17 protein-coding genes are annotated in these 24,594 nt (G+C 57.6%); 8 read left to right on the top strand and 9 right to left on the bottom strand.

What is annotated here, in order from left to right; translation table 11 throughout:
- Positions 1-15: 15 nt before the first annotated feature.
- Both BBA90_RS00630 and BBA90_RS00625 read right to left on the bottom strand, forming a co-directional pair.
- Positions 16-1,410 carry a YfcC family protein gene (locus BBA90_RS00630; RefSeq protein ID WP_065647407.1) on the bottom strand — a complete coding sequence of 465 codons (1,395 nt, stop codon included), beginning with the start codon at positions 1,408-1,410 and terminating at the stop codon, positions 16-18.
- On the bottom strand, positions 1,407-2,537 hold the full coding sequence (locus tag BBA90_RS00625) for a M20 family metallopeptidase (protein ID WP_065647406.1): 1,131 nt from the start codon (positions 2,535-2,537) through the stop codon (positions 1,407-1,409). The genes BBA90_RS00630 and BBA90_RS00625 overlap by 4 nt, the downstream gene beginning before the upstream one ends.
- Positions 2,538-2,655: 118 nt before the next feature.
- On the opposite strand from BBA90_RS00625, the gene BBA90_RS00620 reads away from it, so the two are divergent.
- Positions 2,656-3,582, top strand: coding sequence for a LysR family transcriptional regulator (locus BBA90_RS00620; RefSeq protein ID WP_065647405.1), 927 nt, complete (start codon positions 2,656-2,658; stop codon positions 3,580-3,582).
- A gap of 46 nt (positions 3,583-3,628) precedes the next feature.
- On the opposite strand, the gene mqo is transcribed toward BBA90_RS00620, so the two are convergent.
- The 7 genes from mqo to BBA90_RS00585 all read right to left on the bottom strand — a co-directional run bounded on the left by mqo (position 3,629) and on the right by BBA90_RS00585 (position 16,974).
- On the bottom strand, positions 3,629-5,275 hold the full coding sequence (mqo, locus tag BBA90_RS00615; RefSeq protein WP_065647404.1) for a malate dehydrogenase (quinone): 1,647 nt from the start codon (positions 5,273-5,275) through the stop codon (positions 3,629-3,631).
- A gap of 310 nt (positions 5,276-5,585) precedes the next feature.
- Positions 5,586-5,894, bottom strand: coding sequence for a DUF1471 domain-containing protein (locus BBA90_RS00610; RefSeq protein WP_065647403.1), 309 nt, complete (start codon positions 5,892-5,894; stop codon positions 5,586-5,588).
- Positions 5,895-6,120: 226 nt separating this feature from the next.
- Entirely contained in the window at positions 6,121-7,989 is a 1,869-nt protein-coding gene (gene kup / locus BBA90_RS00605; protein WP_065647402.1) for a low affinity potassium transporter Kup, read from the bottom strand.
- A 306-nt stretch (positions 7,990-8,295) separates the two neighbouring features.
- Positions 8,296-14,355: an autotransporter outer membrane beta-barrel domain-containing protein gene (locus tag BBA90_RS00600; RefSeq protein ID WP_065647401.1), complete on the bottom strand. Its 6,060-nt coding sequence runs from the start codon at positions 14,353-14,355 to the stop codon at positions 8,296-8,298.
- 558 nt (positions 14,356-14,913) lie between these two features.
- On the bottom strand, positions 14,914-15,714 hold the full coding sequence (locus BBA90_RS00595; protein WP_065647400.1) for a MetQ/NlpA family ABC transporter substrate-binding protein: 801 nt from the start codon (positions 15,712-15,714) through the stop codon (positions 14,914-14,916).
- Positions 15,715-15,821: 107 nt separating this feature from the next.
- The gene (locus BBA90_RS00590; protein ID WP_065647399.1) at positions 15,822-16,607 is read right to left on the bottom strand and encodes an MBL fold metallo-hydrolase; all 786 of its coding nucleotides are present in this window, start codon (positions 16,605-16,607) and stop codon (positions 15,822-15,824) included.
- Between the two features lie 34 nt (positions 16,608-16,641).
- The gene (locus tag BBA90_RS00585; RefSeq protein WP_065647398.1) at positions 16,642-16,974 is read right to left on the bottom strand and encodes a gamma-glutamylcyclotransferase family protein; all 333 of its coding nucleotides are present in this window, start codon (positions 16,972-16,974) and stop codon (positions 16,642-16,644) included.
- A 178-nt stretch (positions 16,975-17,152) separates the two neighbouring features.
- On the opposite strand from BBA90_RS00585, the gene BBA90_RS00580 reads away from it, so the two are divergent.
- The 7 genes from BBA90_RS00580 (at position 17,153) to BBA90_RS00550 (ending at position 24,486) form a co-directional block, all read left to right on the top strand.
- Positions 17,153-18,127, top strand: coding sequence for an XdhC family protein (locus tag BBA90_RS00580; protein WP_065647397.1), 975 nt, complete (start codon positions 17,153-17,155; stop codon positions 18,125-18,127).
- Positions 18,128-18,312: 185 nt separating this feature from the next.
- Positions 18,313-18,801: a (2Fe-2S)-binding protein gene (locus tag BBA90_RS00575; RefSeq protein ID WP_065647396.1), complete on the top strand. Its 489-nt coding sequence runs from the start codon at positions 18,313-18,315 to the stop codon at positions 18,799-18,801.
- Positions 18,798-19,790 carry an FAD binding domain-containing protein gene (locus BBA90_RS00570; protein ID WP_065647395.1) on the top strand — a complete coding sequence of 331 codons (993 nt, stop codon included), beginning with the start codon at positions 18,798-18,800 and terminating at the stop codon, positions 19,788-19,790. The genes BBA90_RS00575 and BBA90_RS00570 overlap by 4 nt, the downstream gene beginning before the upstream one ends.
- A 13-nt stretch (positions 19,791-19,803) precedes the next feature.
- A complete protein-coding gene (locus tag BBA90_RS00565; protein WP_065647394.1) occupies positions 19,804-22,065 on the top strand; it encodes a xanthine dehydrogenase family protein molybdopterin-binding subunit in 2,262 nt (753 codons plus the stop codon).
- A gap of 53 nt (positions 22,066-22,118) precedes the next feature.
- Positions 22,119-22,541, top strand: a complete 423-nt coding sequence (locus BBA90_RS00560; RefSeq protein WP_065647646.1) for a thiol-disulfide oxidoreductase DCC family protein — start codon at positions 22,119-22,121, stop codon at positions 22,539-22,541.
- Positions 22,542-22,963: 422 nt separating this feature from the next.
- Entirely contained in the window at positions 22,964-23,677 is a 714-nt protein-coding gene (locus tag BBA90_RS00555) for a bacteriorhodopsin (protein WP_065647393.1), read from the top strand.
- Positions 23,674-24,486 carry a Brp/Blh family beta-carotene 15,15'-dioxygenase gene (locus tag BBA90_RS00550; RefSeq protein ID WP_065647392.1) on the top strand — a complete coding sequence of 271 codons (813 nt, stop codon included), beginning with the start codon at positions 23,674-23,676 and terminating at the stop codon, positions 24,484-24,486. Before BBA90_RS00555 ends, BBA90_RS00550 begins: the two co-directional genes overlap by 4 nt.
- The last annotated feature ends 108 nt before the right edge of the window (positions 24,487-24,594 follow it).

The raw sequence follows: 24,594 nt of genomic DNA, 5'->3' as shown, positions 1-24,594 counted from the left end.
CTGAGCAGGGCACGGTCAGAAGGGACCCCAGTCGATAGCCACACCAATCAGCAGCATCACTACACAGATCACAAACCAGATGGCGATGACCGGGGCAACAAAGCGCAGCCACTGACCGAAAGAGACGCCAGCTGTAGCCAGAACCGCCATCAGCACGCCGGAGGTCGGGCTCATACAGTTAACGATCCCTTCACCCAGCAGCACCGACTGCACCATTACCTGACGCGTCAGGCCAAGGTTATCGCCCAGCGGTGAGAAAATCGGGATCAAAAGCGCAGACTCCCCTGAACCGGATGAGATACCAAAGTGGATCAGCGCTGCGCTGATAAACATGCCAATGGTGGCCAGCCAGGCGGGCACCGGCTCCAGCAGGCCGGAAAGAAACCCGACAATGGGGTCGAGTACATTACCCTGCTGCAGCACCAGCGAAATAGCGGCTGCCATACCCACGATAAACGCCCCTTTAACCAGCGTGGCGCAGCCTGCCAGAAAGGTGTTGGCAATGTCCGATCCGGACAGGCGGCCCAGCAGCCCGATCACTATGGTCAGCAGAATAAACATCGCTGACATCTCACGGGTGCCCCAGTGATAGCGCACCGTACCGGCAATAAAGAGCAGCAGCGCCAGCGCTGTTGTCGCCAGAATCAGCTTATGGCGCCCGGTCACCGGTGCACTACTCTCTGCTTCGGCACGCATCGCTGGCCGGTACTCACCGTTTTTACGCGCCCGGCGCACCGCGTGGATCAGGTAAAGCGCGGCGCTGACCACAAACAGCAGGCAGGTCAGGGCGCGCAGCAGCATGCCGGAGAACAGCGGCAGCTGCGCCAGATGCTGTGTCAGCCCGGTAGTGGCCGGATTTAAAATGGCAACATTGTAGCCGGCGGCGCAGGTCAGGTAGACCAGTGAGGCCCCAAGCATAGGGGAGAGTCCGAGTGAACGCCCCACCAGCAGTCCGATTGGCACAAAGGCGACCACCGCATTAACAACCACGCCGGTGGTGCCCAGCAGGGAGAAAATCGCGGCGAAAATAATGATGATGCGCGTATCGCTCAGCGTGCTGCTGCGCGACAGCGCCTGCAGAGCGGTGGCTATCGCACCGGTTTTCTCAATCACCGCCAGTACGCCGCCGGTAAACAGGATCAGAAAGATAATCGGTGCCTGTTTGACCATGCCTGCGGCAATCGCCATAAAGATCTCCAGCGGCAGCACGCCACTCTGCGGCACCGCATGCAGACTCTCTTTTACGGCAAACTTAATGCCGTCACGCGTTTCATAATCGTAGACGCCTGCCGGGATAAGCCAGGTCGACACAGCGGCCAGCACCAGGATAATAAACAGCAGCAGGTAGGGGCTGAGGCCCTCCCGCTGGCGCACAGCGGTGTCCGGTTTTTCCAGCGGTATCTGTGTCATGGCGTCTCTCCGCTCAGCAGGCCAGCCAGCAGCGCGGTACGCTGCACCACCTCCGCGACAATAATATGCTCATGACGTGCATGGATCCCGGCACCGGTTGCCCCCAGCCCATCCAGCGTGGGCAGCCCGAGCGCCGCGGTAAAGTTGCCGTCGCTGCCGCCGCCAACGGAGGCCCCCTCCAGCGTCAGTCCCAGCTGATGACCAATGTGCACCGCGCGGGTAAACAAGGCGCGTGATGCCGCGCTCTGGCGCATAGGCGGACGGCTTTGTTCACCGCTGATGTGCAGGGTCACACGCGGATCGTGCGACTGCAGCTGCATGATCGCCGCATGCAGGCGCGCCGCTTCCTCTTCTGAGGTGACGCGCGTATCCACTTCAAGACGGGCGCGATCCGCCACAACGTTCGCCCGGCTGCCGCCGCTGGCAACGCCGACGTTGACCGTAGTGCCACGGTCAGGCGCGTTGAGCGCGTGCAGCGCCAGGATCTGCTGCGCCATCTCCTGAACCGCACTGGCGCCTTCTTCCGGATTGTTGCCGGCGTGCGCGGCCAGGCCGGTCAGCGTAAGGTCATAGCGGCCGGTGCCTTTGCGGGCGACCTTCAGCGCGCCGCTGCCCGCCACTGCGGGCTCCACAACAAAGACCTGTGTGGAGCCCTGCGCATGCGTTTCAATCCACTGCTGTGAGCTGGGGCTGCCCAGCTCTTCATCACTGTTGCAGAGAAACACCACCTGCTGCCAGCCGGGCAGGTTAAGCTGCTGCAGCGCGCGTACTGCCCAGATCGCCTGTACCAGTCCCGCTTTCATATCAAGAATGCCGGGACCGTATAAGCGTCCCGCTTCTTCACGCAGCGTAAGTTCACCTCTATCCCAGACGGTATCGAAATGACCAATAATGGTGCTCTGCGGCGTTTGTCCGCCCAGCGAAAATTTCAGGTGATTGCCGTAGTGCTGCTGCGGTGTTATTTCAGCCCGTACGTTAAGACGCTGCTGAAACAGCTGCTGCAGCACCTCACCGCAGGCGTCGACGGCAGGCTTATCGTCAGAGGGAGATTCAGCCGCTACCAGTTTTTTAATATCCGCCAGAATGTCTGCGGCGTGCTGTTCCAGATAAAGGGCGATCGCTTTCATTTTATATTTTTCCTGTCTGTCGGGTTTGCACTGGCAGTATGCGCAGAAAAAACACGGTAGAAAAATAAGCCGCGCTGGTTATTATTGTTGCTCTCAGGTCAACAGATAAGCGCAAAGTATGACGTTATCCAGCTATCCGGAAAAATCGATAAGTTACTTATATGAGGTCGGGATGCATGGCGGTATTCGCCGCGCTGCAGACGCACTGGGGGTAAACGCTTCTGCGATTAGCCGCCAGCTGGCGCAGCTTGAGCGCGCACTGCAGCTGCCGCTGCTGGAACGACGTGGCAGAAATGTCGTTCTGACCGACGCCGGTAAACTGCTGGCAGAGGATTATGCGCTGACCAGCCAGCGCCGCCGGCAGCTGGAGCGGCAGCTGCAGGATATGCGTCATATGCGCGGTGGCAGCGTCACGCTGCGCGTGGGCCAGGGAATGGCGGATGAAGTGATCCGCCATGTTATAGCCGAGTTTTCGCAGGCTTATCCGGCGGTGTTCGTCAATATTCAGTCGGGAGATATGCAAACCACGCTGACGCTGCTGGCCAAAGGGGAGGTGGATATGGCGGTCAGTTTTGGCCCCTCAGGTCCGCCCGGACTGCGCTGTAACAGCTTCAGGCGCGGCCCTATCTGTGCGGTAGTCCCGCCCTCGCATCCCCTGGCCACGCTGGAAAAGGTGACATTGTCACAGCTGGCCGCGCATCGTCTTATTGGTATGGATGAACAGTTTGGATTGCAGCGCTACCTCAATGCCATGTTCAGGAGTGAAGGACTGATTTTTACGCCTGCCTGCAGCTGTAACCTGTTTACCAGCGCAATTTCACTGGCGCTGGCCGGGCAGGGCGTGGCGTTTATGACGCCGCAGACGCTGAAAAGTATTCTCGATCACGATCGGCTGGTTGCAGTGCCGCTTGATCATCGCATCGCGCGCGACAGCCAGTGTCAGCTGCTGCACAGCGCCGATCACCGCATGACGCCTGCTGCACACTATCTCTGGCGGCTGCTGAACAGCTATTTTGCGCGCTCTGCTGACGGGTTACCGGCATAAAAAAAGCCGGACAGTGTCCGGCTTGCAGGTTCAGGGCTGGCCGCGATTACAGCGCCATATCCTGTTTAGCAGATTCTTCACGCGGCTTCGCCTGCATCGGCGCGGCCTGCGGCTCGCTCATAGTAATGACCGGTGGTTTGGTCAGCTGCAGTACAGAAGCGGTGTTATCCCATATCTGCTGCGTCAGCGCGGTATTACCATTCAGCTTCTGGCCAAAGCTCGGAACGATAGAACGGATTTTTTCCTGCCACTCCGGTGAAGCAAACTGCTGCGGGAACAGCGATTTCATCACGTTCAGGGTGATAGGCGCAGCGGTTGACGCACCTGGTGACGCACCCAGCAGGGCCGCAACGGTTTTCTGCTGATCGGTAACAATTTCCGTACCGAGTTTCAGCACGCCGCCTTTATCCGCATCTTTCTTGATGATCTGTACGCGCTGACCCGCCTGAATCAGTTTCCAGTCCTCTTTGCGCGCGTTTGGATAGTACTCTTTCAGCGCGGCAAAGCGATCATCATCCGTCAGCATGACCTGACCAATCAGATATTTCACCAGGTCAAAGTTATCGATACCCACGTGCGTCATCGGCATAACGTTGCTGGTGGTGGTTGCGCTCAGCAGATCAAACAGCGAGCCATTTTTCAGGTACTTGGTTGAGAAGGTCGCGAACGGCCCGAACAGCACCACTTTTTTACCGTCGAGGTTACGCGCATCGATATGCGGAACCGACATCGGCGGTGCGCCCACGGAAGCCTGACCATACACTTTCTGCAGGTGACGGCTGGTGATCGCCGGGTTTTCGGTCATCAGGAATGAGCCGCCTACCGGGAAGCCGCCGTAGTTGTCCGCTTCCGGAATGCCGGTTTTCTGCAGCAGCTTGATGGCCGCGCCGCCGGCACCGATAAAGACATATTTCGCATCAACGCTGCGATCTTTACCGCTCTTCACATCTTTAATCGTGACGTGCCAGGAGTTATCACCGTTACGTTTGAAGTCGGTGACTTCAGACGAGGTCTCCAGCGTGAAGTTCTGATCTTTTTTCAGGCTGCCGATCAGCTGACGGGTAATTTCACCGTAGTTGACGTCAGTACCGACCGGCGTCCAGGTCGCAGCAACTTTCTGCGCCGGATCGCGGCCTTCCATCACCAGCGGTGCCCACTGCTCAATCTGCTTGTGATCGGTTGAGAATTTCATGCCCTGGAACAGGGTAGTTTTCTGCAGCGCCGCATAGCGTTTAGTCAGATACTCAACGTTTTTATCACCCCAGACGAAGCTCATATGTGGCGTAGAGTTGATGAAGGAACGCGGGTCGTGCAGCACACCGCGCTCAACCTGGCTGGTCAGGAACTGGCGGGTGATCATGAATGACTCATTGATTTCCAGCGCTTTGCTAACGTCGATTGAACCGTCTGCACGCTCTGGCGTGTAGTTCAGCTCCATGTTAGCAGAGTGACCGGTACCGGCATTGTTCCAGCCATTGGACGATTCCATCGCCACGCCGTCAAGACGCTCAACCATCAGCTGTTTCCAGCCCGGTTGCAGCTCCTGCAGCCAGGTGCCCAGAGAGGCACTCATGATCCCGCCGCCAATCAGCAGCACGTCGGTTTTTTCTGGTGCATTTTCAGCGTGAACCGCTGAAGAAACAAGCAGTGCGGTCAGCGAAAGCGCGGACACAATTTTTTTGGTCTGATTCATGCCAGTCCTGTTCTATATTCAGTGCAGATGAACGTTAAAAATTCGGATGGCAAATTAAAATATTGTTACGGAAAGATTAACCTGTTTTTAGTTATTTAAGTATTTACACCGGTTAATTAAGTTACATAACAATATTCAGGCTAAATAAGCAGCAAATAAGGCGGGAAGAGTAGGGTAAATATCAGCAGGATAACCGCTTCTGTTGCGCGGTTATTCTTTATAACCACAGGCTGAACGTAAAGCAAATAAAACTGCGGGTAATTTGCGTCAGGCGCCCGCCAGTTATTCAGCAGGCGCAGAGACGTCAGCGTTAGCCATTCAGCGCAATGTCATCACCGATATGATAGAGCGTTGCTTTCGCTGCCAGTACCGGATGCCCGTCATGTGCCGGTTCATGCGATTCCACATCGCTGATGTGATATCCCGCTGCGCCTGCTGCCAGCGTCTTTTTGACCACCGCATCGGTTAACTCATCCATTGAGGTTGCCCAGCTTACGCTGGTCACGCTGGTAGGGCGCAGTGAAGCGATCTGCTGGGGTGTCAGATCGGCACGAACCAGTACCGGCTGGACATCCTGCGGAGTGAAGATTGAGATAACATCATTGATTAACGCTTTCATAAGCCTGCTCCTGAGATAATTGCACGATGGGGGTCCGTTATGCATTTTTCTGCCCGGTTTAAAAAAGCGCGGGCGACAAGGTGACTAAACACCCTGCCGCGCCGTCTGGTTTAGCTTTAATTGCTAATATCTTGTTAAGAAAAGTTCTGCCACAACTTTGTCACTTCAGCAGTAACCTGGTTGCATCTGCTTACAGGTTTACGCCGTATGCTAATGCGTTCACGGGTTAAAACTCGCGCTGACCACCCAGCTCAATGACGCGGTTTGGCGGGATATGAAACTGTTCATGCGCCCGCAGCGCGTTACGCTGGCAAAAGTGAAAGATACCGCCGCGCAGGCGCGCCAGACCATGACGCTGCTTCATCACCAGCGTATCGTGGGAGGTGAAAAACGACGCTTCATTAACCGAGCAGCCAAAACCCTCCAGTCCGCACAGATGCAGGATCTCTGTCATCGACGGCGTTTCACGCCAGCCATAGGCCGCAGTCACCTGCCAGAAGGAAGCAGAGAGCGGCGTCAGCGTAATACGCTGCTGATTATGCACGCGCGGCGTATCGATAGTGCGGATATGCAGCAGCACAACGCGCCGGTGCAGCACGCGGTTATGCTTAAGGTTATGCAGCAGCGCCTGCGGGATCTCAAACTCTTTACGCGCCAGAAACACGGCGGTACCCTCCACGCGGCTGGGCGGGCTTTTTTCCAGCGAGCTGACCAGCGCCAGCAGGCTGGCCTGACTGCTGTCGAGCCGCCGGATCAGCCGGTTGCGTTCGCTGCTCCAGGTCAGCATCAGCGCCATCATGGTCAGCGCCAGCAGCGCCGGGATCCAGCCGCCGGAGAGCAGCTTCATCAGGTTGGCGATAAACAGCGGCACATCGATACTCAGCATGATGAGTAAGAACAGCCCGGCCAGCGGCAGCGGCCAGTGCCAGTTGCGCCGCGCCACTACACCTGCCAGTCCGGCGGTGATCACCATCGTTCCGGTTACGACAATGCCGTAAGCAGAGGAGAGCGCCGACGACTCACGGAAGGTTATTACTATCAGCATCACTGCGGTAAACAGCAGCCAGTTCACTACCGGAATATAGATCTGACCTGACTCGGTATGCGACGTGAAGATAATGCGCATCGGCGGCAGAAAACCCTGCCGTATCGCCTGATGCGTCAGCGTATAGACACCCGAGATAACTGCCTGCGCGGCGATAACCGTTGCCAGCGTAGAGAGCACGATCAGCGGGATTTGCCCCCACGCCGGTGCCAGCAGATAAAAGGGATTACTGAGCGCGGTGCTATCCGCAATGACCAGTGCGCCCTGACCAAAATAGTTGAGTACCAGCGCAGGCATGGCGACAACCAGCCAGGCGAGGCGGATAGGGGTTTTACCCAGATGCCCCATGTCAGCATAGAGCGCCTCGGCACCGGTGACGGCCAGCACTACCATGCCAAGCGCCGCCAGCGCCAGCGCAGGGTGGCTGAGCAGAAAACCGAGCGCATAGTGCGGGCTCAGCGCCTGGAGCACCTGCGGATGAAGCAAAATGCCGCGCACCCCAAGCAGCGCAATGGCGGCAAACCAGATAAACATCACCGGCCCGAATATGCGGCTGACCTTGTCGGTGCCCTGACGCTGAATGACAAACAGCAGCGTCAGAATAACCAGCGCCAGCGGTACAATAAACGGTTTCAGCGCCGGTGAGATGACCTCTATGCCCTCAATGGCGGAAAGCACCGAAATCGCCGGGGTGATCACGCCGTCGCCATAAAAGAACGCGCCGCCAATCAGGCCCGCCAGCATGACAACGTGTCCCGCTTTGCTGCTGACGCCGCGTCGGGCCAGCGCCATCAGCGTCAGGATGCCCCCCTCTCCGTCATCATCCGCGCGCATAACGAAACAGACATACTTCAGCGTAACGATCAACGTCAGCGCCCAGAAGATCAGCGATAAAAAGCCCATGACGGCAGCCGGTGAGACACTGCCGTCGGGCAGAATCGACAGACACTCTTTCAGGGTATAAAGCGGGCTGGTGCCGATATCACCAAAGACGATACCGGCAGCGGCCAGCATGCCAGCAGGCAGCGAGGCTTTGTGCGGGTGTTTCATGGGGTTCCTGCTCAGGTTAACAGAAGGGCGCTATATCTCTTCAGCGCCGGAGTAATACCGGCGAAGATAGCGGTTTTCTGCACAGGCAGGGAGAGGGTGGCGACTATTCACACACCATTTTTACGCCGTGAGCGCAAATTTTTACGCGATTTTTATACCGCTGCGCGTTTATCAGCCAGAAAAACAGGCTTCAGACTGCGTCAGCCTGAAGCGCTGGCGGAGCACGTCACCTCTTTTATCACTACAGGTGCCGGAGCGTGCTTACACGGGACGGACTGTCCGGCTCGTCCCGTGTATCGGGCTGGTTCAGAACTCCCAGCGCACGCCAGCGTTGTAGCGCCATCCTTTGGCGCCGTTACCCTCGATCGCTTTACGGTAATCGGCTTCAGCATAGAGCGAAACGTCGTTGTGCAGCGTTACCGTGCCGCCTGCACCCGCTTCCCACATCTGGCCAACATGCCCGCTGGTAAACGTGGCCCCCAGCGCCGGATTATCTGCAGCAGCGACCGAGGTAGTGGCTGCGCCGCCCCAGCCTCTGTAATAATTTGCGCGCAGATAAGGCGTATACTGGCGATGATAGTCATCACTCCAGGTGCGATTGAGACGCGCACCCAGCCGGCCAATCGTCTGGTCATAATCACCGTAGCGAACCTTGCTGCCATCCTTATCGGTGAAGTCATTCATGTTAAGCTGCATATACAGCAGCTGCGCCTGCGGTTCCAGCTGATAGCCGTCACCCAGCGTAAACGGATAGCCGCTCTCCAGTGAGGCAGTCCAGCCGCGTCCTTTCAGCTTCGCCACCTGTTTTTGCCGCGCGATATCGGTTTCACCGCGGTGCCAGTCAAATGACAGCACGCCATCCAGATAGAAGCCGTTATCACGCTGCCAGGTGCTGTAGAGCGCCAGGCTATCACTGTCAAAAGTGGTGCTGCTATAGCCATCTGCCGCTTTGGGGCGCAGACGCGTATTGCCACGCGTATATGCCACGCCGCCGCGCAGGGAGTCGCTTGCGCCATCAAGCCGCAGCACATTGCCACCCAGCTGCACCGCACTGTAATTGAGATCAAAATCATAACCATAATCACGGAAGCTGCGATCGCTCTGGTATTTCAGGTTTGAGCCGATATAGCGCAGAAACATCTCGCCGCCATTGCCGTCAGCGCGCTGCTGTCCGTGGCGCAGCTCACCCAGACGTTTATGCAGGTCATCGATAATGCCGGTGGTGTAATAGGCGAGGCCGGTGGGCGCCGATACATAAGCAGGCACCTGTGGTACCACGGCCGGACGTGCGTTATAAGCTTGCTCGCTGCCAAAAGCATCGGTAATCAGCGCAGGCTGGCAGCTGCTGCTGTTCTCGCACACAAGATAGTTTGCCAGTCGATAATCCCAGTAGTTATTTCCGCTGCCGCTGACCAGGCGTTGCGCCGGATCGCTGCTGCCCGGCGCGAAAGTATACAACCGATACTGCCACGGCCCGGCCCCGAGATAGCCATCCGCCAGTGCAAAACTGCCGGCAGCCGCGTTACCCCCTATCTGCGCCAGCGAAATACCTTCATTGCCCTCAACGCTACCGTTGCGATTAAGATCGGTCAGCGTACCGCTGCTGGCAGCATCCGGCTGTACATTCAGCAGCGTGGTGCCGCTGGCATTGCCGGTTACGCTGATGCGATCGGTAAACTGGTTACTCAGCGTACCACCCCGGTTCAGTCGGGTGATCAGGTTCGCCTGACCTCCCGCAGACGCCAGCGATCCGTTGATCGCCAGCGTATTACCCGGTGAACCAGCGCCGTTAGTGAGATCCAGCGTGCCGCTGTTATTAACCACCAGCGACCCTGCCGTACCGCCTGCCAGCAGCGGGTGTACATTGTTACCCGCATATAAGATGGACGCCTTATCAATATTAATTGTGCTGCGCGCCAGCTGCAGATTATCGGTCAGCGTCCAGCGCGTATCTGCAAAGTTGATCGTGCTCCAGCCCGTGCCAAGGTTTACCCCTTTGCGGCGATCGTCGGCGCTAAAGCTGCCGCCACGCCCGTCAATCTGGCTGAATGTCAGGCTGTTACCGCTTCCGCTGCCGCTGGTGAGATGATAAGTGGTGCTGAGACTGACGCCGCTGATGTCCGCCAGGTTGTTGTTACCATTACCCATCGTCAGACTGCCGTTAAGCCTGCCGCCGCTCCAGCGAAACGTGTCGGACCCGCCGCCGGGATTGATATCGCCGCGCACGTCGCCTTCTGTCAGCAAGATGACGTCGTCGGCATTACTGCCGGCAACTGCCTGAGTTTGTGGCGTGGCGGTAATAATGGTGCCGACGTTTTCAAACACCGTTTTCCCCCCGCGGAGATCCACTACCGGCGCGCGCAGGCTGGCAGAGCGGAGCGTCCCGGTATTCACAATGGTACCGGCCGTACCGGAGATCAGCGCCGATCCGCCAGCGGGATCATCAATGTTTACGCTGGCAGCGGTGAAAATATCACCCGTGGTATTGGCACGAATACCGCTACCGCCTGCGCCGCTGACGTTAAACACGTAGCCTGGACCCAGCGTCAGATCGCCGCGCGTAGTGCTGCCGTCGGCGTTAGCAATGTTAAGGCCGTTGCCGCTACCCCTGACGTTTGCCGTCACGGTGGAAGCGGGATCGAATGCCACACCGGTGCGAATGCCGCTGCCGTTGCCGACGTTAAGCGTCAGGTTGCTGAGGCTGACATTGCTGAGTTCTGCACGGTTCTCAATGCCGTTGCCGCTGCCGGAAACGCTGATGCTGGCATCTGCGGCACTGAGTGCCGCGGCGCCCTGGTCAAGTAAAATCCCGTGTGCGGTTCCGCGCGCGGTAATCGCTGTAGTGCGACCGTTCAGCGCCAGCCGGGCGCCCTCGCTGATACGTACGCCAGCCACGCCGTTTTCAACATTGATGACGCCGCCCTGCGCCAGCGTGCTGCCGCGGCCGGAAACATCCAGACCGGTGCCGCTGGTCACTGTTACCACACCGTTATTGGTTAACGTACTGCCGGCACGGGAGCGGATGCCGATGCTGTTATTTCCGGTCAGACTAAGCGCACCGTTGTTGATCAGGGTCGCGCCGTTGGTAATGTCGACGCCGGTAGCGCCGCTGCCGGCCCCACGGATGCTGGCGTTGCTGGTTACCCGGGTCGCGGCAGCGCTGCCATCCAGCGCATTACTGAGGTCGCTGCGCAGCGTGTTCACCAGGATGCCGACGGCATTATTACCGCTCAGATTAAGCGTGCTGCTGCTGTCCAGCGTGGCTGCAGCACCCCCTTCAACGCGAACCGCCGTGCTGCCCGTGCCGCTGGCGGTAAAACTGGCGTTAGTGCTGTTCAGGCTGCTGCCATTACCGGAAACAATGACGCCGGTGGCGTTTGCCGCACTGGCGGTGAGCGCACTGGCGGCGCTGAAACCGAGCGCAGCACCGTCGTCAATGCGGTAGCCGGTGGAGCCCGCAGTCGTGATGTTCAGCGTACGACTTGCCGAACTGATACGGGAGCCGCTGCCCGCTGCGCGGTAAGCGATCTGATTGCTGTTATTGAAAACCGGCGTTGATCCCGCAGCGATATTAACCTGCGCACCGCTGAGCGCTTCGGCACCCATTGCACCAATACCATTAAGAGTAAGCGTGCCGGCGTCAAGATTTGCGACAGCCTGTGCGCCACCGGCCGTTACGCCGCGCGTACGGTTACGGATGCTGCCGCCATTTACCTCAATGTTACCGCTGTTGCTGACGGTGGTGGCAAAGGGGCTGCCCACGCTGTTGACCACAATGCCGCTGCCGCCTTCGCTGATACTGATATTGCCACTGTTGCTGCCGCTGGCACCGCTCTCCACGCGTATCCCGGTGGTGCTGGCGCCGCTGAACGTGATATTGCCACTGTTGGTGAGCCGGGCGCGATTACGCGCCAGATAGCCTGTAATAGTGTCCTGCGCTGAATCCAGCTCTGCCGCTGAAATCAGCCGGGTGCCGGCAACCGGAGCGCGGCTGCTGGCACCGGTCAGCGTATGTTTTTGTCCGTCGGCAATCGCCCCGATAGCATTGCTGCCGGTGAGATTGATGGTGGTGGCGGCATCGATATTGCCCAGTGCACCGCCTTCGATGTTTACGCCAGCCGCACCGCTACCGCTGACGTTCAGCGTGGCATTGCGGGTGTTAACCGTGGTGCCATCAGCACCGGTGCCGTTGATCGCCACGCTTCCCGCGCCGGAAGCAGTGAGCGTGGTATCTGAACCATCAAAACCGGCGCCCTGTTCGATACGAAACAGGGTGGAATTACGGGTGGTGACGTCAAAAGCATTATTATCCGCTACGTTGATCAGCGCATTCGGACCATAGGCAAAGAAGCCGATTTGCTGGCTGCCGGTGCTGAATACCGGGATCGCATCCTGCGTAACATTAATGGTGGCATTACCGCGTGCGTGTACGCCTATCGCCCCGTTGCCTGTCAGATTGATGCGACCATCCACGCTGGCCAGTGCTGTGCCGCTACCCTGTCCCTCTGCCCATACGCCAAAATTGCGTGTGCCGCTGGCGGGATCGGCTCCGCCCGCCACATTGATTGTGCCGGCAGAGCTTGCCGCCGCCGTACTGCCATTGCCAGCCAGTACTTTAAGGCCGGTGCCGTTAACCCCGTTGAGATTGATGGTGCCACGATTCTCCAGCGTGCCGCTGCTGTTGCTGACCAGCATGCCGGTGTTTTCGCGCGGCACGCGCGCCGCGCTGCCGTTAATATCAATGGTGCCGCTGTTGATGAGCGTGGCGTTGTTCGCGCCGCTGACTGACATGCCGGCCGCATTCTGCACGCGGGAACCGAGCACGATGCGGCCTTCACTGATCGCGCTGCCGTTCGCCAGCAGGGCAATACCGCTGGTCAGACCGCTCTGATTCATCGCGGTTTCCGCTACGTTATCGCTCAGGCTGTTTTGCGGGCCGCGTCCGATGTAAAGGGTGCCCGCACTGGTGTTGGTAAAGCGGCTGCTGTCGGCTGTGAGCAGAACGCCAGAGGTGGTGCCGCGTGCGGCGGAACCATTAACGCCAACGTTAATATTCCCGCTGTTACTCGCCTGCGCGCTGGCATCCAGCCGGATACCTGCCACGCCACTGGTCAGATTGCTGCCGGTGGTGCCGAGGTTCAGCACGCCATTATTGATAAAGTTGCCGTTGTTTTGCACCGTGACCGCCGTCGCATTGCTGCTGGCCGCGCCCACGCCGGTGCCGTCGATCCGGTTAAGAAAGCCGCCGTTGATGACTCCGCTGCTGCTGTTAGTCGCGCTGGCATCGTCCAGCGCGAGCGCCGTACCCCGGCTGGCCAGTTTGCCATCCACGGTGGCGCTGGCACCGGACGCAACCCGCACGGCACCGCCGTTCGCGCCGGTCGCCTCCAGCGTTTTGTCTGCGGCAATCGTAATCTGTGAGCCAATACCCTCAGCGTTGATCACGACACGGTTACCCAGGGGTTGCGTGACCTCATCCGGCGGCGTGGCGCTGACGCTGTAAACTATTTCCTCATCGGTGAGGGTAACGGCTTTGTTAAATTCGCTAAGGTAACGGGCGGTGGCGAGGTTGCCACTCTGCAGCTGACTCACCAGCCAGGTGTTGTAGCGCTGCAGCTGGCTGGCATTGGTTACGCTAAAAGAGGTGGTTTTGCCATCCAGCGTTTGTACGCTGAAGCTGCCAGTGTAAGTGGCGAGGTTTTGCACGCTCAGACTGTCAGTTGCGCCACCACCGCCGACCTCTGCCGCTGAACCGGTGAATGCGACACGGTTGTTGCTGTTCCAGTTAATGACCCCGCCATTACTCGCCTGAAACAGCGTGGTGCTTTTTGCCGCCATGGTCCAGGCATTGGTACTGGCACTGCTGCTGGCAGTGAGTTGCCCGATGCTGACATCCAGCACGCTGCCGCTGCCGGTCACATCCGCTACGCGCGCGTTGATATATTGATTGTTATTCACGTTTTGCAGATCCGGCACCACGGTACTGCTGCTAACGGGCGTCTGTGCTACAAGGCTGGCTGAATCAAACACCTGAAAGGTCGTATTGCCGCCGGTGGTGAGATCCGGCACGGTAATGGCAACGTTTTGCGGGCCGGTATCCAGTCTCGCCCGATCGATAAACGCTGCACCGGAGACAATGTTTACCTGCCCGAGCGTGGTATTTGTTGCGCCATCAGTGCCTGCTTCAAACGCCTGATTACCGGTCAGGGTCTGACTGCCGCTGTTAACAATCAGCGCGCCGGTTTGTTGATCGTTGTTGCGGGGATTGTAAGGAGTGAGCGTAACGGCCTGGCTGGCAAGTGGAACAGAGAGCGCGGTCTGTACAGCCACGATCCCCAACGCAATGGGATTCAGGGTGAATCGCATACATCCTCCGGTAAAAGTGTACCCGGCGACACAACGCGATCACCGTGTTAAGTGGATGAGAACTCACAGTCTGGGATTTTTTTAAATATAAAATAAGGGTGCGTGGTTGTGACAAGAGAAGTCAGGAATGGCCACACTTAAGTCAAACTTAGCGGGTTTTACAGCAATTGTGAATCGGATAACGAAAGTTACAATCGTAGATATTTAGCCAAATAAAAAAACAGAGAGGTTGATGATTAAGCGCGATAACCCTGCTGTTTATGTTGTTAACCGGCCAGCACGCTGTTTCAGCTGCAGTTTAATTTCTGCACTCAATTAAAGCCTGGAACGGTTGTAAGTCATTGGTATCATTTTATGCGGCAGAGATGATTGCGGATAAATGTGAAATGATGCACAACGCCGGTAATACATTTTTATGCTTAAATCCGGAAAATCTGCAGCGGTAACCCGAACAGGTTGCCGCTGCAGACATAACGGATGGACCGGGTAATTGCGCATGCCTCTGCACCTCCGGCACACCCGGTCACTGTCCGGAGAGGTCCGGAGCGTGCAGGACGCTTACCAGCCTTTGATAATATCGCCTTTGTAGATCTCGTTGGCTTTGTCCAGCACCGGCTGCGAGCGGAATGCCTCTTTCAGCTTTTGCACGTTCGCACTCTCTTTATTATCTTCACGCGCCACGATGGCATTCACGTAGGGTGATGCTTTACCTTCCATAAACATGCCGTCGCGTGAGGCGGAGAGGTTCACCAGCGCCGCAAAGTTGTTATTGATGATGGAAAGATAAACCTGCGGATCGTCCAGCGTGCGTGCCAGCTGCGGCGTATCCACCTCAACAAACTTCAGCTTTTTAGGATTGGCGGTGATATCCAGCGTGGTGGGCAGCAGACCCGCTTCAGGTTTCACTTTAATCAGGCCCTGCGCCTGCAGCAGCAGCAGGCTGCGACCCAGCGTGGTGGCTTCATTTGACAGGGTGATCGTCGCGCCATCCGGCAGTTCATTCAAGCTTTTGATTTTGCGGGAATAGCCGGCAATCGGAAACACAAAGGTATTGGTGATGACGGCAAATTTATACCCGCGCTCTTTTGACTGCATCTCAAGGTATGGCAGGCTCTGGAAGGCATTTGCATCCACATCTTTATTGTAAAGAGCTTCGTTGGGCTGCACGTAATCGTTAAACGCAATCACCTCAACGTCCAGCTTATATTTGTCATGCGCGACCTGCTTCACTGTCTGCCAGAGCTGTTCGTCCGGCCCACTGTTAATCGCAACTTTGATTTTTTCGTCGTTATTGTTATCGCAGGCGCTCAGCAGCGTCACAGAAGCGGCCAGCAGCGCGGTCAGTAAACGTTTTTTCATGTTTGCAGCATCCTTATTCTTGTCAGCCCCGGACTATAATATACGTCCAGACGTCTGTACATCCATATTGGGCAGGGCGCTTATGCTTTTACAGCATAACTTATGCTCTACTTCAGGCAGCTGAGATAGCGCTGCGCAGAGCGCGTCACAATCGCATCGGCATCCTGCAGAATTTCGCGTCCGTCAAAAGCGCCGTAGAGCTGCGTGAAACTGCGATCCCGTAACGGCTGCATCATGTTGCGCACCGCCTGTGCGGAGAGCGGCAGCATGTTGGGATAGCTCCACATAAACGAGACGGCATCCGCGCCTGGCGTTACCTGCAAAATATCGCCACTCAGCATTACCCCCGAATCACGCTGCCAGTGCAGCACCGTGCCACCGGCAAAATGGCCGCCAAGACGCAGCAGCGTGATGCCTGGCAGCAGGGCATGCTCCTCCTCCTGCCATAAACGGATCCACGGACTGTCGCGCATAATCCACGCTTTGTCGCTGGCATGCAGCCAGATCGGTGCGCTGAATGCGGCGGCCCAGTCCTGCATAGTGGTGTAGTAGTGGGGATGAGAGATGGCTATCGCCTGCAATCCTCCCAGCGCGCGGATCAGCGTTTCCGTGGCTTCATCCAGATGGGCGATGCAGTCCCAGAGAATATTGCCGTGCGGAGTGCAAAGCAGAAAGGCGCGCTGATTGATGCCAAATGCCGGCAGACTCTGCAGTGAAAGCAGGCCGGGCAGATGCTGCTGCCACCGGTTGGTGTGCGCGGCGCGCAAATCAGTCTGCGTTATCCACCGCTGTCCGCCTGGCGGAATAAACTGGCGTTCATCTTCGCAGATGGGGCAGTGCCGGGGGGCCGGCGCGGCATAAGAGGTGCCGCAGGCAGTACAGAGCGTAATCATGGTTTCTCCTCATCAGCTGACGGGATAAGGATAGCTACTCTGTTGCAGGCTGCAGCTGATAAACCCAGGCGGTGATCTGCTCACCCCGATCGGTGGTCACAGCGACCGGCACGCGATCATAGCCCTCTTCAAATGCATCGAGCATTGACCAGTGCACGTCGAGATGGGGCGAGAAAAACAGATAGCCCGGCACGCGCGCGCCATCCTGGCACAGCACCACGCCAGGAAAGTCAGCGGCGGCGCCCCAGCCGCGCGCATAATAGGTGCCATTAACGCTGCCGGCCAGCCACTCGCCACCTATCTGCTCCAGAATATGAGCATTATCGTGCCCGGGCTGCAGCGTGCCGTAGACAAACAGAGGTTTCATATCACTCCTGTGAGGGTTGCGTTTACGATCCCGCTATTGTGACGCAGCGAACCGGGACGGTAAATGTTACGGGCGGGAAAATTCCGGGCCGATTAGACGAAACGCCAAATGTGACATTTACTCATAGGGAGATTCAGATCCCTGCCAGTAAAAAAGGGACATTACAACGGAGCAATTCATGTATCACCTTGATGTGCAGGTTCTCGAAACCGCGCAGCACTGGGCAGAAGCACATCCGGTATGGCTTTGTACCGTACTGAGCACTTTTGGTTCTTCACCGCGGCCGCCGGGCGCCATGATGGCGATCCGCGCCGACGGGCATTTTTGCGGTTCGCTCTCCGGCGGCTGTGTGGAGGAGGATTTCCGCCAGCGAATTGCGGAAAACGCCTTCAGAGAGGCGAGTGCCGTGGTGCGCTACGGTGACGGCGGGCTGACGCCCGATCGGGCACTGCCGTGCGGCGGCGTGCTGGATATTCTGGTAGAAAAGCTGCCGCAGGGCGCGGCATCCATTCACTATCTGCGTCAGATGCACGATGCGCTGGTACGGGCCGAAGCCATCAGTAAAACGCTGCAGCTGCCGCACGCCTGCGCCGGCGTGGAGACGCTGCCCTATACGCAGCAGACTGCCGCGCAGATCGCAGGCGACCGGGTTACGCTGACGCTCTCTGCGCCGCCGCGTCTGATTATCGCCGGTCTCTCCAGCGTAGGCGTTTACTGCGCCAACTTTGCGCAGGCGCTGGGGTTTGAGACGCTGGTCTGCGAGCATCGCGATGAGGTGCTGGAAAATATGGGCGCGGACTTACAGACAGGCGTGCGGATCATACGCTGTTTTCCGGCCCGCTATCTGGAACGGGAAGGGTGCCACAATGCAACGGCAATCCTGTCCCTGACCCACGATCCGCGCATTGATGACCTGACGATGATGGAGGCCGTGCTGCTGCCGGCATTTTATCTCGGCGCGATGGGATCGAAGCGCAACAGCAGCCGGCGGCTATCGCGTCTGGCGGAGATTGCCGGGCTGACGTCTGAGCAGCTGGCACGCATTCACGCGCCGGTCGGGCTGGATATTGGCAGCAAAACACCGGCTGAAATCGCGCTATCAATTATGGCGGACATTGTGCGCCACAAAAACGGTCTCGCAGCGCGCCGTTAATCCCGTTCCGGAAGCCATGGCCCGTTGCGCTATGGCTTTTTTACGGTAATCCCCCACAAAGTTTGTTCTTTTTTTTGACAACGCCTTCCGAAATGCCCTCAGCGTCTAGACTTAGCGGGTGCGCACTCTACTACGACATCTTAAACGCGCATCCCGATCGATTCTTTCACTATTGGAAATGAGCTATGTCAGAAAACATACAACTGCATCTCGAGGTCAATGGGCAGCCCATTGACCTCAGCGTAGACCCGCGCGTGACGCTGCTGGACGCGCTGCGTGAACACCTGACGCTGACCGGTACAAAAAAGGGCTGTGACCAGGGCCAGTGTGGCGCCTGCACCGTTCATATTAATGGCAAGCGGGTTCTGAGCTGCCTGACGCTGGCCGTTCAGGCTAACGGACAGCAGGTCACTACTATTGAGGGGCTGGCGCGTCCTGATGGCACGCTTCATCCGGTTCAGGCGCGTTTTCTGGAACATGATGCTTTCCAGTGCGGCTACTGCACGCCGGGACAGATCATGTCTGCCGCCGCCTGCATTGCGGAGGGGCATGCCGGTTCTGCCGATGAGATCCGTGAATATATGAGCGGTAATCTTTGTCGCTGCGGAGCTTACCCTAATATCGTCGACGCCATTCAGCAGGCCGCCGCCGATCTCAGTTCGGAGGCGCGATGAATCCGTTTGACTACCTTGCGGCGAGCAGCCCGGAACAGGCGCTGCAGCAGAAGAAGGATGCCAGCAGCCGGTTTCTGGCGGGTGGCACCACGCAGATAGATTTAATGAAATGCGACGTTGAGCAGCCGGCTGCGCTGGTGGATATCAGCGGCCTGCAGGAGATGCGTGAAATTGCGTTCAGCCATGACAGCCTGCGTATCGGCGCGCTGACGCGCATGAGCGAACTGGAGCATCATGCAGAGTGTCAGCGTGATGCGCCGGCGATTTATCACAGTCTGTGGCAGGCGGCGTCGCCGCAGCTGCGGAACATGGCTACGATTGGCGGCAATCTGCTGCAGCGTACCCGCTGCGTTTATTTCCGCGATCCGCATACGTTCAGCGCCTGTAACAAGCGCAATCCGGGATCGGGCTGTGCCGCGCTCGAGGGCATCAACGGCAACCACGCTATTCTGGGTACCAGTGACAGCTGTATTGCGGTTTATCCGGGCGACCTGGCTGTTGCACTGACCGCTTTTGATGCCGTGGTCATCGTGCGCAATGCTGCGCAGCGCGAGCGTCGCATTCCGATTGACCAGTTCTATCTCCTGCCCGGCGATACGCCCCATCTGGAGCACGATCTCGCCAGCGATGAAATGATCATCGCGGTGGAACTGCCGCTTACCGCCGCGCTGAAACATTCGCATTACCTGAAGGTGCGCGATCGCAGCTCGTATGAATTTGCGGCTGCCAGCGCCGCCGTCGGCATTGAGCTGGAGGGTGACCGGATCCGCGACGTGCGCATTGCCGTGGGCGGCGTGGCGACGAAGCCCTGGCGGGCACAGCAGGTGGAAGGGGCGCTGCGCGGACAGCCGTTTGATGAACAAACGCTGCGGCGTGCCGCAGAGCGTATTGTGCAGGATGCGAAAACCCTGCCGCAGAATCAGCATAAAAAAGTGCTGACACCGCGCGTGATTGCACGTGCACTACTTCAGGCTGGCGGCAAGGCGTAACCGGGGACATTTTATGGATAAGCAGGAACAGAACTATCAGGCACTCGGTGCCGGACGCGATCGGGGCGATGGCGTGGTGAAAGTCACCGGCGCCGCCCGCTATGCAGCGGAATATCAGCCTGAGAATATGCTGTATGGCGTGGTGGTGCAGTCCACTATTGCCAGCGGCCGGATGACAGATATTGACACCGCAGAAGCGGAACGGCAGCCTGGCGTTGTCGCGATTTATACCCATCTGAATCCGCTGAAGATCAACAAGCCTACCGCCATTGCTGACGGCGGCGCGGCGCAGTCCACCTATACACCGCTGCAGGATGACAAAATCATTCATAACGGCCAGAACATCGGGCTGGTGGTGGCAGAAACGTTTGAACAGGCGACCTGGGCTGCCAGCCTGGTAAAAGTGCGCTATGAGGAAGAGAAGCCGTTGGTCTGGATGGATGATCCGGCAGCGGAGCGCCAGGAGAGCGCCACTGTTGAAATGGGCAATGCGCAGCAGGCGATGGCGCAGGCAGAAGTGAAAATTAAAAGCTGCTACGCCACACCGCGTGAATACAACATGCCGATGGAACCGCATGCCTGCATCGCATCATGGCAGGATAATGCGCTCACGGTATGGGAGCCAAGCCAGTGGGTCATGGGAGCACAGACTGAAATAGCCGAGTGGCTGGGTATCGAACAGCAGCAGGTTAGGGTAATTTCACCCTATGTTGGCGGCGGCTTTGGATCTAAACCCGTGCCCTACACCCATGTAGCGCTGGCCTGCGTTGCCTCGCGCGCGCTGACGCGTCCGGTGAAAGTGGCGCTGTCGCGTCCGCAGACCTTTACCGGACTTGGCGGTCGTCCGGCTACGCAGCAGACTATAGAGATGGGCGCTGCACAGGACGGGAAACTACTGGCCATCCTGCATGAAGGTTTAAGCGATACCTCACTCATAGACACGTTCGCCGAAGGCACCAACAAAGTCACCGGGCGTATCTATGATGTGCCGAATGTCTATTCGCGTCATTACGTTGCCGCTATCAATACCGTCACGCCGGGCTGGATGCGTGCACCCGGTGAGAACCCGAGCGCGTTCGGGCTGGAGGTGGCGATGGATGAGATGGCTTACGCGCTGGGTATCGATCCGCTGGAGCTGCGCCTGCGCAACTATGCAGAACAGGATCCGCAGGAAAATCTGCCGTGGAGTACGCGTCGTCTGAAAGAGGCTTACAGCGCAGCGGCTGAAGCGTTCGGCTGGAAAGATCGCACTATGGCACCGCGCTCAATGCGCGAAGGCCGCGAGCTGATTGGCTGGGGCATGGCAACGGCAACCTATCCGGTAAACAAAGCCCCGGCTGAGGCGCGCCTGATCCTCAACAGTCAGGGTGAGCTGGTGGTGCAGAGTGCAGGTGCTGATATCGGCACCGGAACCTACACCATTCTGGCGCAGACTGCGGCAGAAGTGCTCTGTCTTGACTCTACCCGCATTAAAGTTGAACTGGGTGATACCCGGCTGCCGCGTGCCGGCGTGGCGGGCGGTTCGCAGCTGGCCGGCAACCTGACCGGTGCCGTGCATAAGACGGCGGTGGCGCTGCGTGACCGGCTCTACGCGCTGGCAGGCGCTTCTTCAGATGCGCCGTTCCCGCAGACCGACGCTGAACAGCTGACGCTCTGCGCGGGAGGCGTGTGCCTGAAAGGTCAGCCGGAGCGTGCGGTGTCGCTGGGCGATCTGGTGCGGCTGAGCGGTGAAGAGACGCTGGCGGTAACGGACGGCACCTTTAAGCCGGGTGAAAGCGCAGAAGAGCGGGATAAAGCGGTGCACTCGATGTCGCGGATGACCACACCGGAAGAGTTTTCTTCACACAGCTGGGGTGCGCAGTTTGTTGAAGTGCGCGTGGATGAAGATTTCGGTACGGTGCGCGTCAGGCGTATGGTGTCCGCCTTTGACAGCGGACGGCTTTATAATCCGAAACTGGCGCGCAGCCAGTGGATTGGCGGAATGGTGATGGGGCTCGGTCAGGCGCTGCTGGAGGGCGGGGCGGTTGATCCGCGTAACGCCCGCATCGTGAACAATAATCTCGCCGATTATCTGATTGCGGTTAACGCTGACGTACCGGAAATTATCACTATCGACGTGGGTGAGCCGGATCATCACGCCACGCTGATGGGCGGAAAAGCCGTGGGCGAGCTGGGTATTGTGGGTATGGCTGCGGCTATCAGTAATGCTGTTTATCACGCAACCGGCAAGCGCATTCGCGATCTGCCGCTTTCCCTGGAGAAGTTGCTCGATTAATGCAGGCTGGCGGCGTCAGGAAGACGCCGCCGCTTCACTCTCTGAGCGTGATCATGACAATCCCTTATCTCAGGCCTGGTGAACAGGCAGTACTTTACGACGGCATGTGTAAACTCTGTAACGGCTGGGTGGCATTCCTGCTGCGGCATCAACTGGACCGGCGGGTACGCTTTGCCACCGTGCAAAGTGAGGAGGGTAAAACCTTACTGCGCCATGTCAGGATGCCGGTTGACGATATCCGGACGATCGTACTGATCGGTGAAAGCGGACACTGGCTGCGTGCTCAGGCAATCTGTCGCGTGATGAAAAGCCTTCACAGTCGCTGGCGTATCTTTGCACTGCTGCGTTATTTTCCTGACCCGGTAAGTAACGCGATATATAATCTTATTGCCCGAAACCGCTATCGTCTCTTTGGCCGTTACGACGACGTTAAGCACCTCTCTCCCGACTTCCCCGAAAGGTTTATTGCGCGCTAAAGCAGCGTTATTGCTTTGATAGCAGAAAATGAAAATCAGAGATGCAGGTAAATAAATTTCCTGCATCAATCCCTTTTGTGCACTACATCAGGCTGGTGCAGTCTCCGCTATTTATCTTATTGATTTTAAGGTTAATTAATTAACTTTCTGTTTCATTAAACCGGGAATGGCTATTTTACATACTCTTCTTTACATAAAAAATTACATTTTATGCCTGATTAAAAACAAATAATGTCCCGCTGAGGACGATACTTTTTGCCAGTTCTTTCTCCTGAAGACCATTATGGTTTTGAATAATGGCACAATACAAATAGCGCCATATACTTTAAGCGTATTCTCTCCCGGAATATAACATTACCTTTTAATTTTCTATGGCAGCGCAGCGGGCGTGATAATGACGCCGCTGTACAGGAGCAATCAACATGGATCAGACTGCATTTCTCATTGGATTTTCAGTGATGGCGCTTGCATCACTGGCGATTTATGCCACCGGCAGTAAAACATTTCCCTCCCGTCACCACACCCTGATGCATGCATCAGTGCCTTTTATTGCCGCTACGGCGTATCTGGCAATGGCGTTTGGCTATGGCAACCTCACCCTGGACAGCGGCACGACGGTCTATATGGCGCGTTATGCTGACTGGTCTGTGACCACGCCGATTCTGCTGGCGGGGCTGGTTATGCTGGCCTTTCATGAGCATGGCAAGCCAGGCGAGATGGGCGGCTTTCTGACCGCTATTATCGTGCTGGATGTGATGATGATTGTGACCGGTCTTGTCTCCTCGCTGGCGGAAACCGCAGCAGGAAAATGGGTCTGGTATCTCTGGTCCTGCGCTGCATTCCTCGGCGTGATCTATCTGCTGTGGGGACCGCTGCGTACGATGGCGGCGGAGCGGGGCAGCGCACTGGCAGGCGCCTACAACAAAAACGTGGCGCTGCTGACGGTGGTCTGGTTTATCTATCCGGTGGTATTTCTGATCGGGCCGGAAGGGCTGAAGATCATTTCTGATCCTGCTTCAATCTGGGCATTTCTGATCCTCGATATTATCGCCAAAGTTTTCTACGCCTTCTACGCGGCGGCGAATCTGGAAAAAGCGTTGCGCTATGCAAAACGCGATGGTGCCGTGCGGGTATGATCCTGCGGCAGCATACCGGCTGGCTGACACTCTGGGGGGCAGCTCTGGCTGCCTCTTTCAGCCCGCTGCCGGTTCAGCTGCTGTTTGCCGTCGTGGCCATTGGCATTATCGGCATGGCGCACGGTGCAAGCGATCTTGAGGTTGTCAGGCGCGAACAGCAGTGCGCTTTTCTGGCAGGTTACGGCGTAGTGATTGTGCTGTGCCTGTTCTGGTGGCACTGGCATCCGGCAATCGCGCTGCCGGGCTTTCTGCTGGCCTCTGCCATCCATTTTGCGCTGGAAGATGCGCCGCACGGCTCTCTGGCTGAACGGCTGGCGCGCGGCATCAGTCTGATTGCAACGCCTGCCGCGCTGCATCTGACAGCGTACAGAACGATTTTACATCAGGCCGGGCTGGCATCTGCCATGCCGGATAGCGTGACTGCGGGTCTGGCTATAGCGGGCGGCTTTACCGCCGCAGCGCTGTTGCTGACAGGCATAGTACGGCGCGACAGGCGTCTGCTGGCCGGAACGCTGGCATTGCTGCTTCTGCCGCCTTTTGTTGGCTTTTCCGTGGGCTTTTTGATCCTGCATGCGCTACCGCAGACCCGCGAACGGCGCGATTTGCTGGGGTTAAGACATTACGCTGACTACCTGCGCGCCGTCTGGCCGGTGCTGACGGCGGCTATTTTGCTGGCGGTACTGATCATGTTTATGATGCATCCCGCCGATACCGCCGGCGTGCGTTCACTGTTTGCCGCGCTGGCCGCGCTCGCTATCCCGCATTTACTGATCACGCCGTGGTTTGAGAAACCGCCGCGCAGTAAATAATGCGTGCCATTCATTACGCTATCCTGTATTCAAATATAAGAAAGAAAGTGGCAGGAGAGATAACGATAATTCCCTGCCAGAATAACTGTTTCAGTTAATAGCGTATCA

Origin of the sequence: Pantoea eucrina (assembly GCF_001691555.1) — a bacterium.
GTDB classification, from domain to species: domain Bacteria; phylum Pseudomonadota; class Gammaproteobacteria; order Enterobacterales; family Enterobacteriaceae; genus Pantoea; species Pantoea borealis.
The sequence above is the reverse complement of the archived record's forward strand: the minus strand, read 5'-3'. Positions and strand labels throughout refer to the sequence as shown.

Bases quoted from the DNA above. Each gene is read 5' to 3' on its own strand.
- kup (WP_065647402.1), bottom strand. From the start codon at position 7,989: ATGAAACACCCGCACAAAGCCTCGCTGCCTGCTGGCATGCTGGCCGCT.
- BBA90_RS00565 (WP_065647394.1), top strand. From the start codon at position 19,804: ATGGATAAGCAGGAACAGAACTATCAGGCACTCGGTGCCGGACGCGAT.
- BBA90_RS00555 (WP_065647393.1), top strand. From the start codon at position 22,964: ATGGATCAGACTGCATTTCTCATTGGATTTTCAGTGATGGCGCTTGCA.
- BBA90_RS00595 (WP_065647400.1), bottom strand. From the start codon at position 15,714: ATGAAAAAACGTTTACTGACCGCGCTGCTGGCCGCTTCTGTGACGCTG.
- BBA90_RS00580 (WP_065647397.1), top strand. From the start codon at position 17,153: ATGTATCACCTTGATGTGCAGGTTCTCGAAACCGCGCAGCACTGGGCA.
- BBA90_RS00570 (WP_065647395.1), top strand. From the start codon at position 18,798: ATGAATCCGTTTGACTACCTTGCGGCGAGCAGCCCGGAACAGGCGCTG.
- BBA90_RS00560 (WP_065647646.1), top strand. From the start codon at position 22,119: ATGACAATCCCTTATCTCAGGCCTGGTGAACAGGCAGTACTTTACGAC.
- BBA90_RS00550 (WP_065647392.1), top strand. From the start codon at position 23,674: ATGATCCTGCGGCAGCATACCGGCTGGCTGACACTCTGGGGGGCAGCT.
- BBA90_RS00590 (WP_065647399.1), bottom strand. From the start codon at position 16,607: ATGATTACGCTCTGTACTGCCTGCGGCACCTCTTATGCCGCGCCGGCC.
- BBA90_RS00610 (WP_065647403.1), bottom strand. From the start codon at position 5,894: ATGAAAGCGTTAATCAATGATGTTATCTCAATCTTCACTCCGCAGGAT.
- BBA90_RS00625 (WP_065647406.1), bottom strand. From the start codon at position 2,537: ATGAAAGCGATCGCCCTTTATCTGGAACAGCACGCCGCAGACATTCTG.
- BBA90_RS00600 (WP_065647401.1), bottom strand. From the start codon at position 14,355: ATGCGATTCACCCTGAATCCCATTGCGTTGGGGATCGTGGCTGTACAG.
- BBA90_RS00585 (WP_065647398.1), bottom strand. From the start codon at position 16,974: ATGAAACCTCTGTTTGTCTACGGCACGCTGCAGCCCGGGCACGATAAT.
- BBA90_RS00630 (WP_065647407.1), bottom strand. From the start codon at position 1,410: ATGACACAGATACCGCTGGAAAAACCGGACACCGCTGTGCGCCAGCGG.
- BBA90_RS00620 (WP_065647405.1), top strand. From the start codon at position 2,656: ATGACGTTATCCAGCTATCCGGAAAAATCGATAAGTTACTTATATGAG.
- BBA90_RS00575 (WP_065647396.1), top strand. From the start codon at position 18,313: ATGTCAGAAAACATACAACTGCATCTCGAGGTCAATGGGCAGCCCATT.
- mqo (WP_065647404.1), bottom strand. From the start codon at position 5,275: ATGAATCAGACCAAAAAAATTGTGTCCGCGCTTTCGCTGACCGCACTG.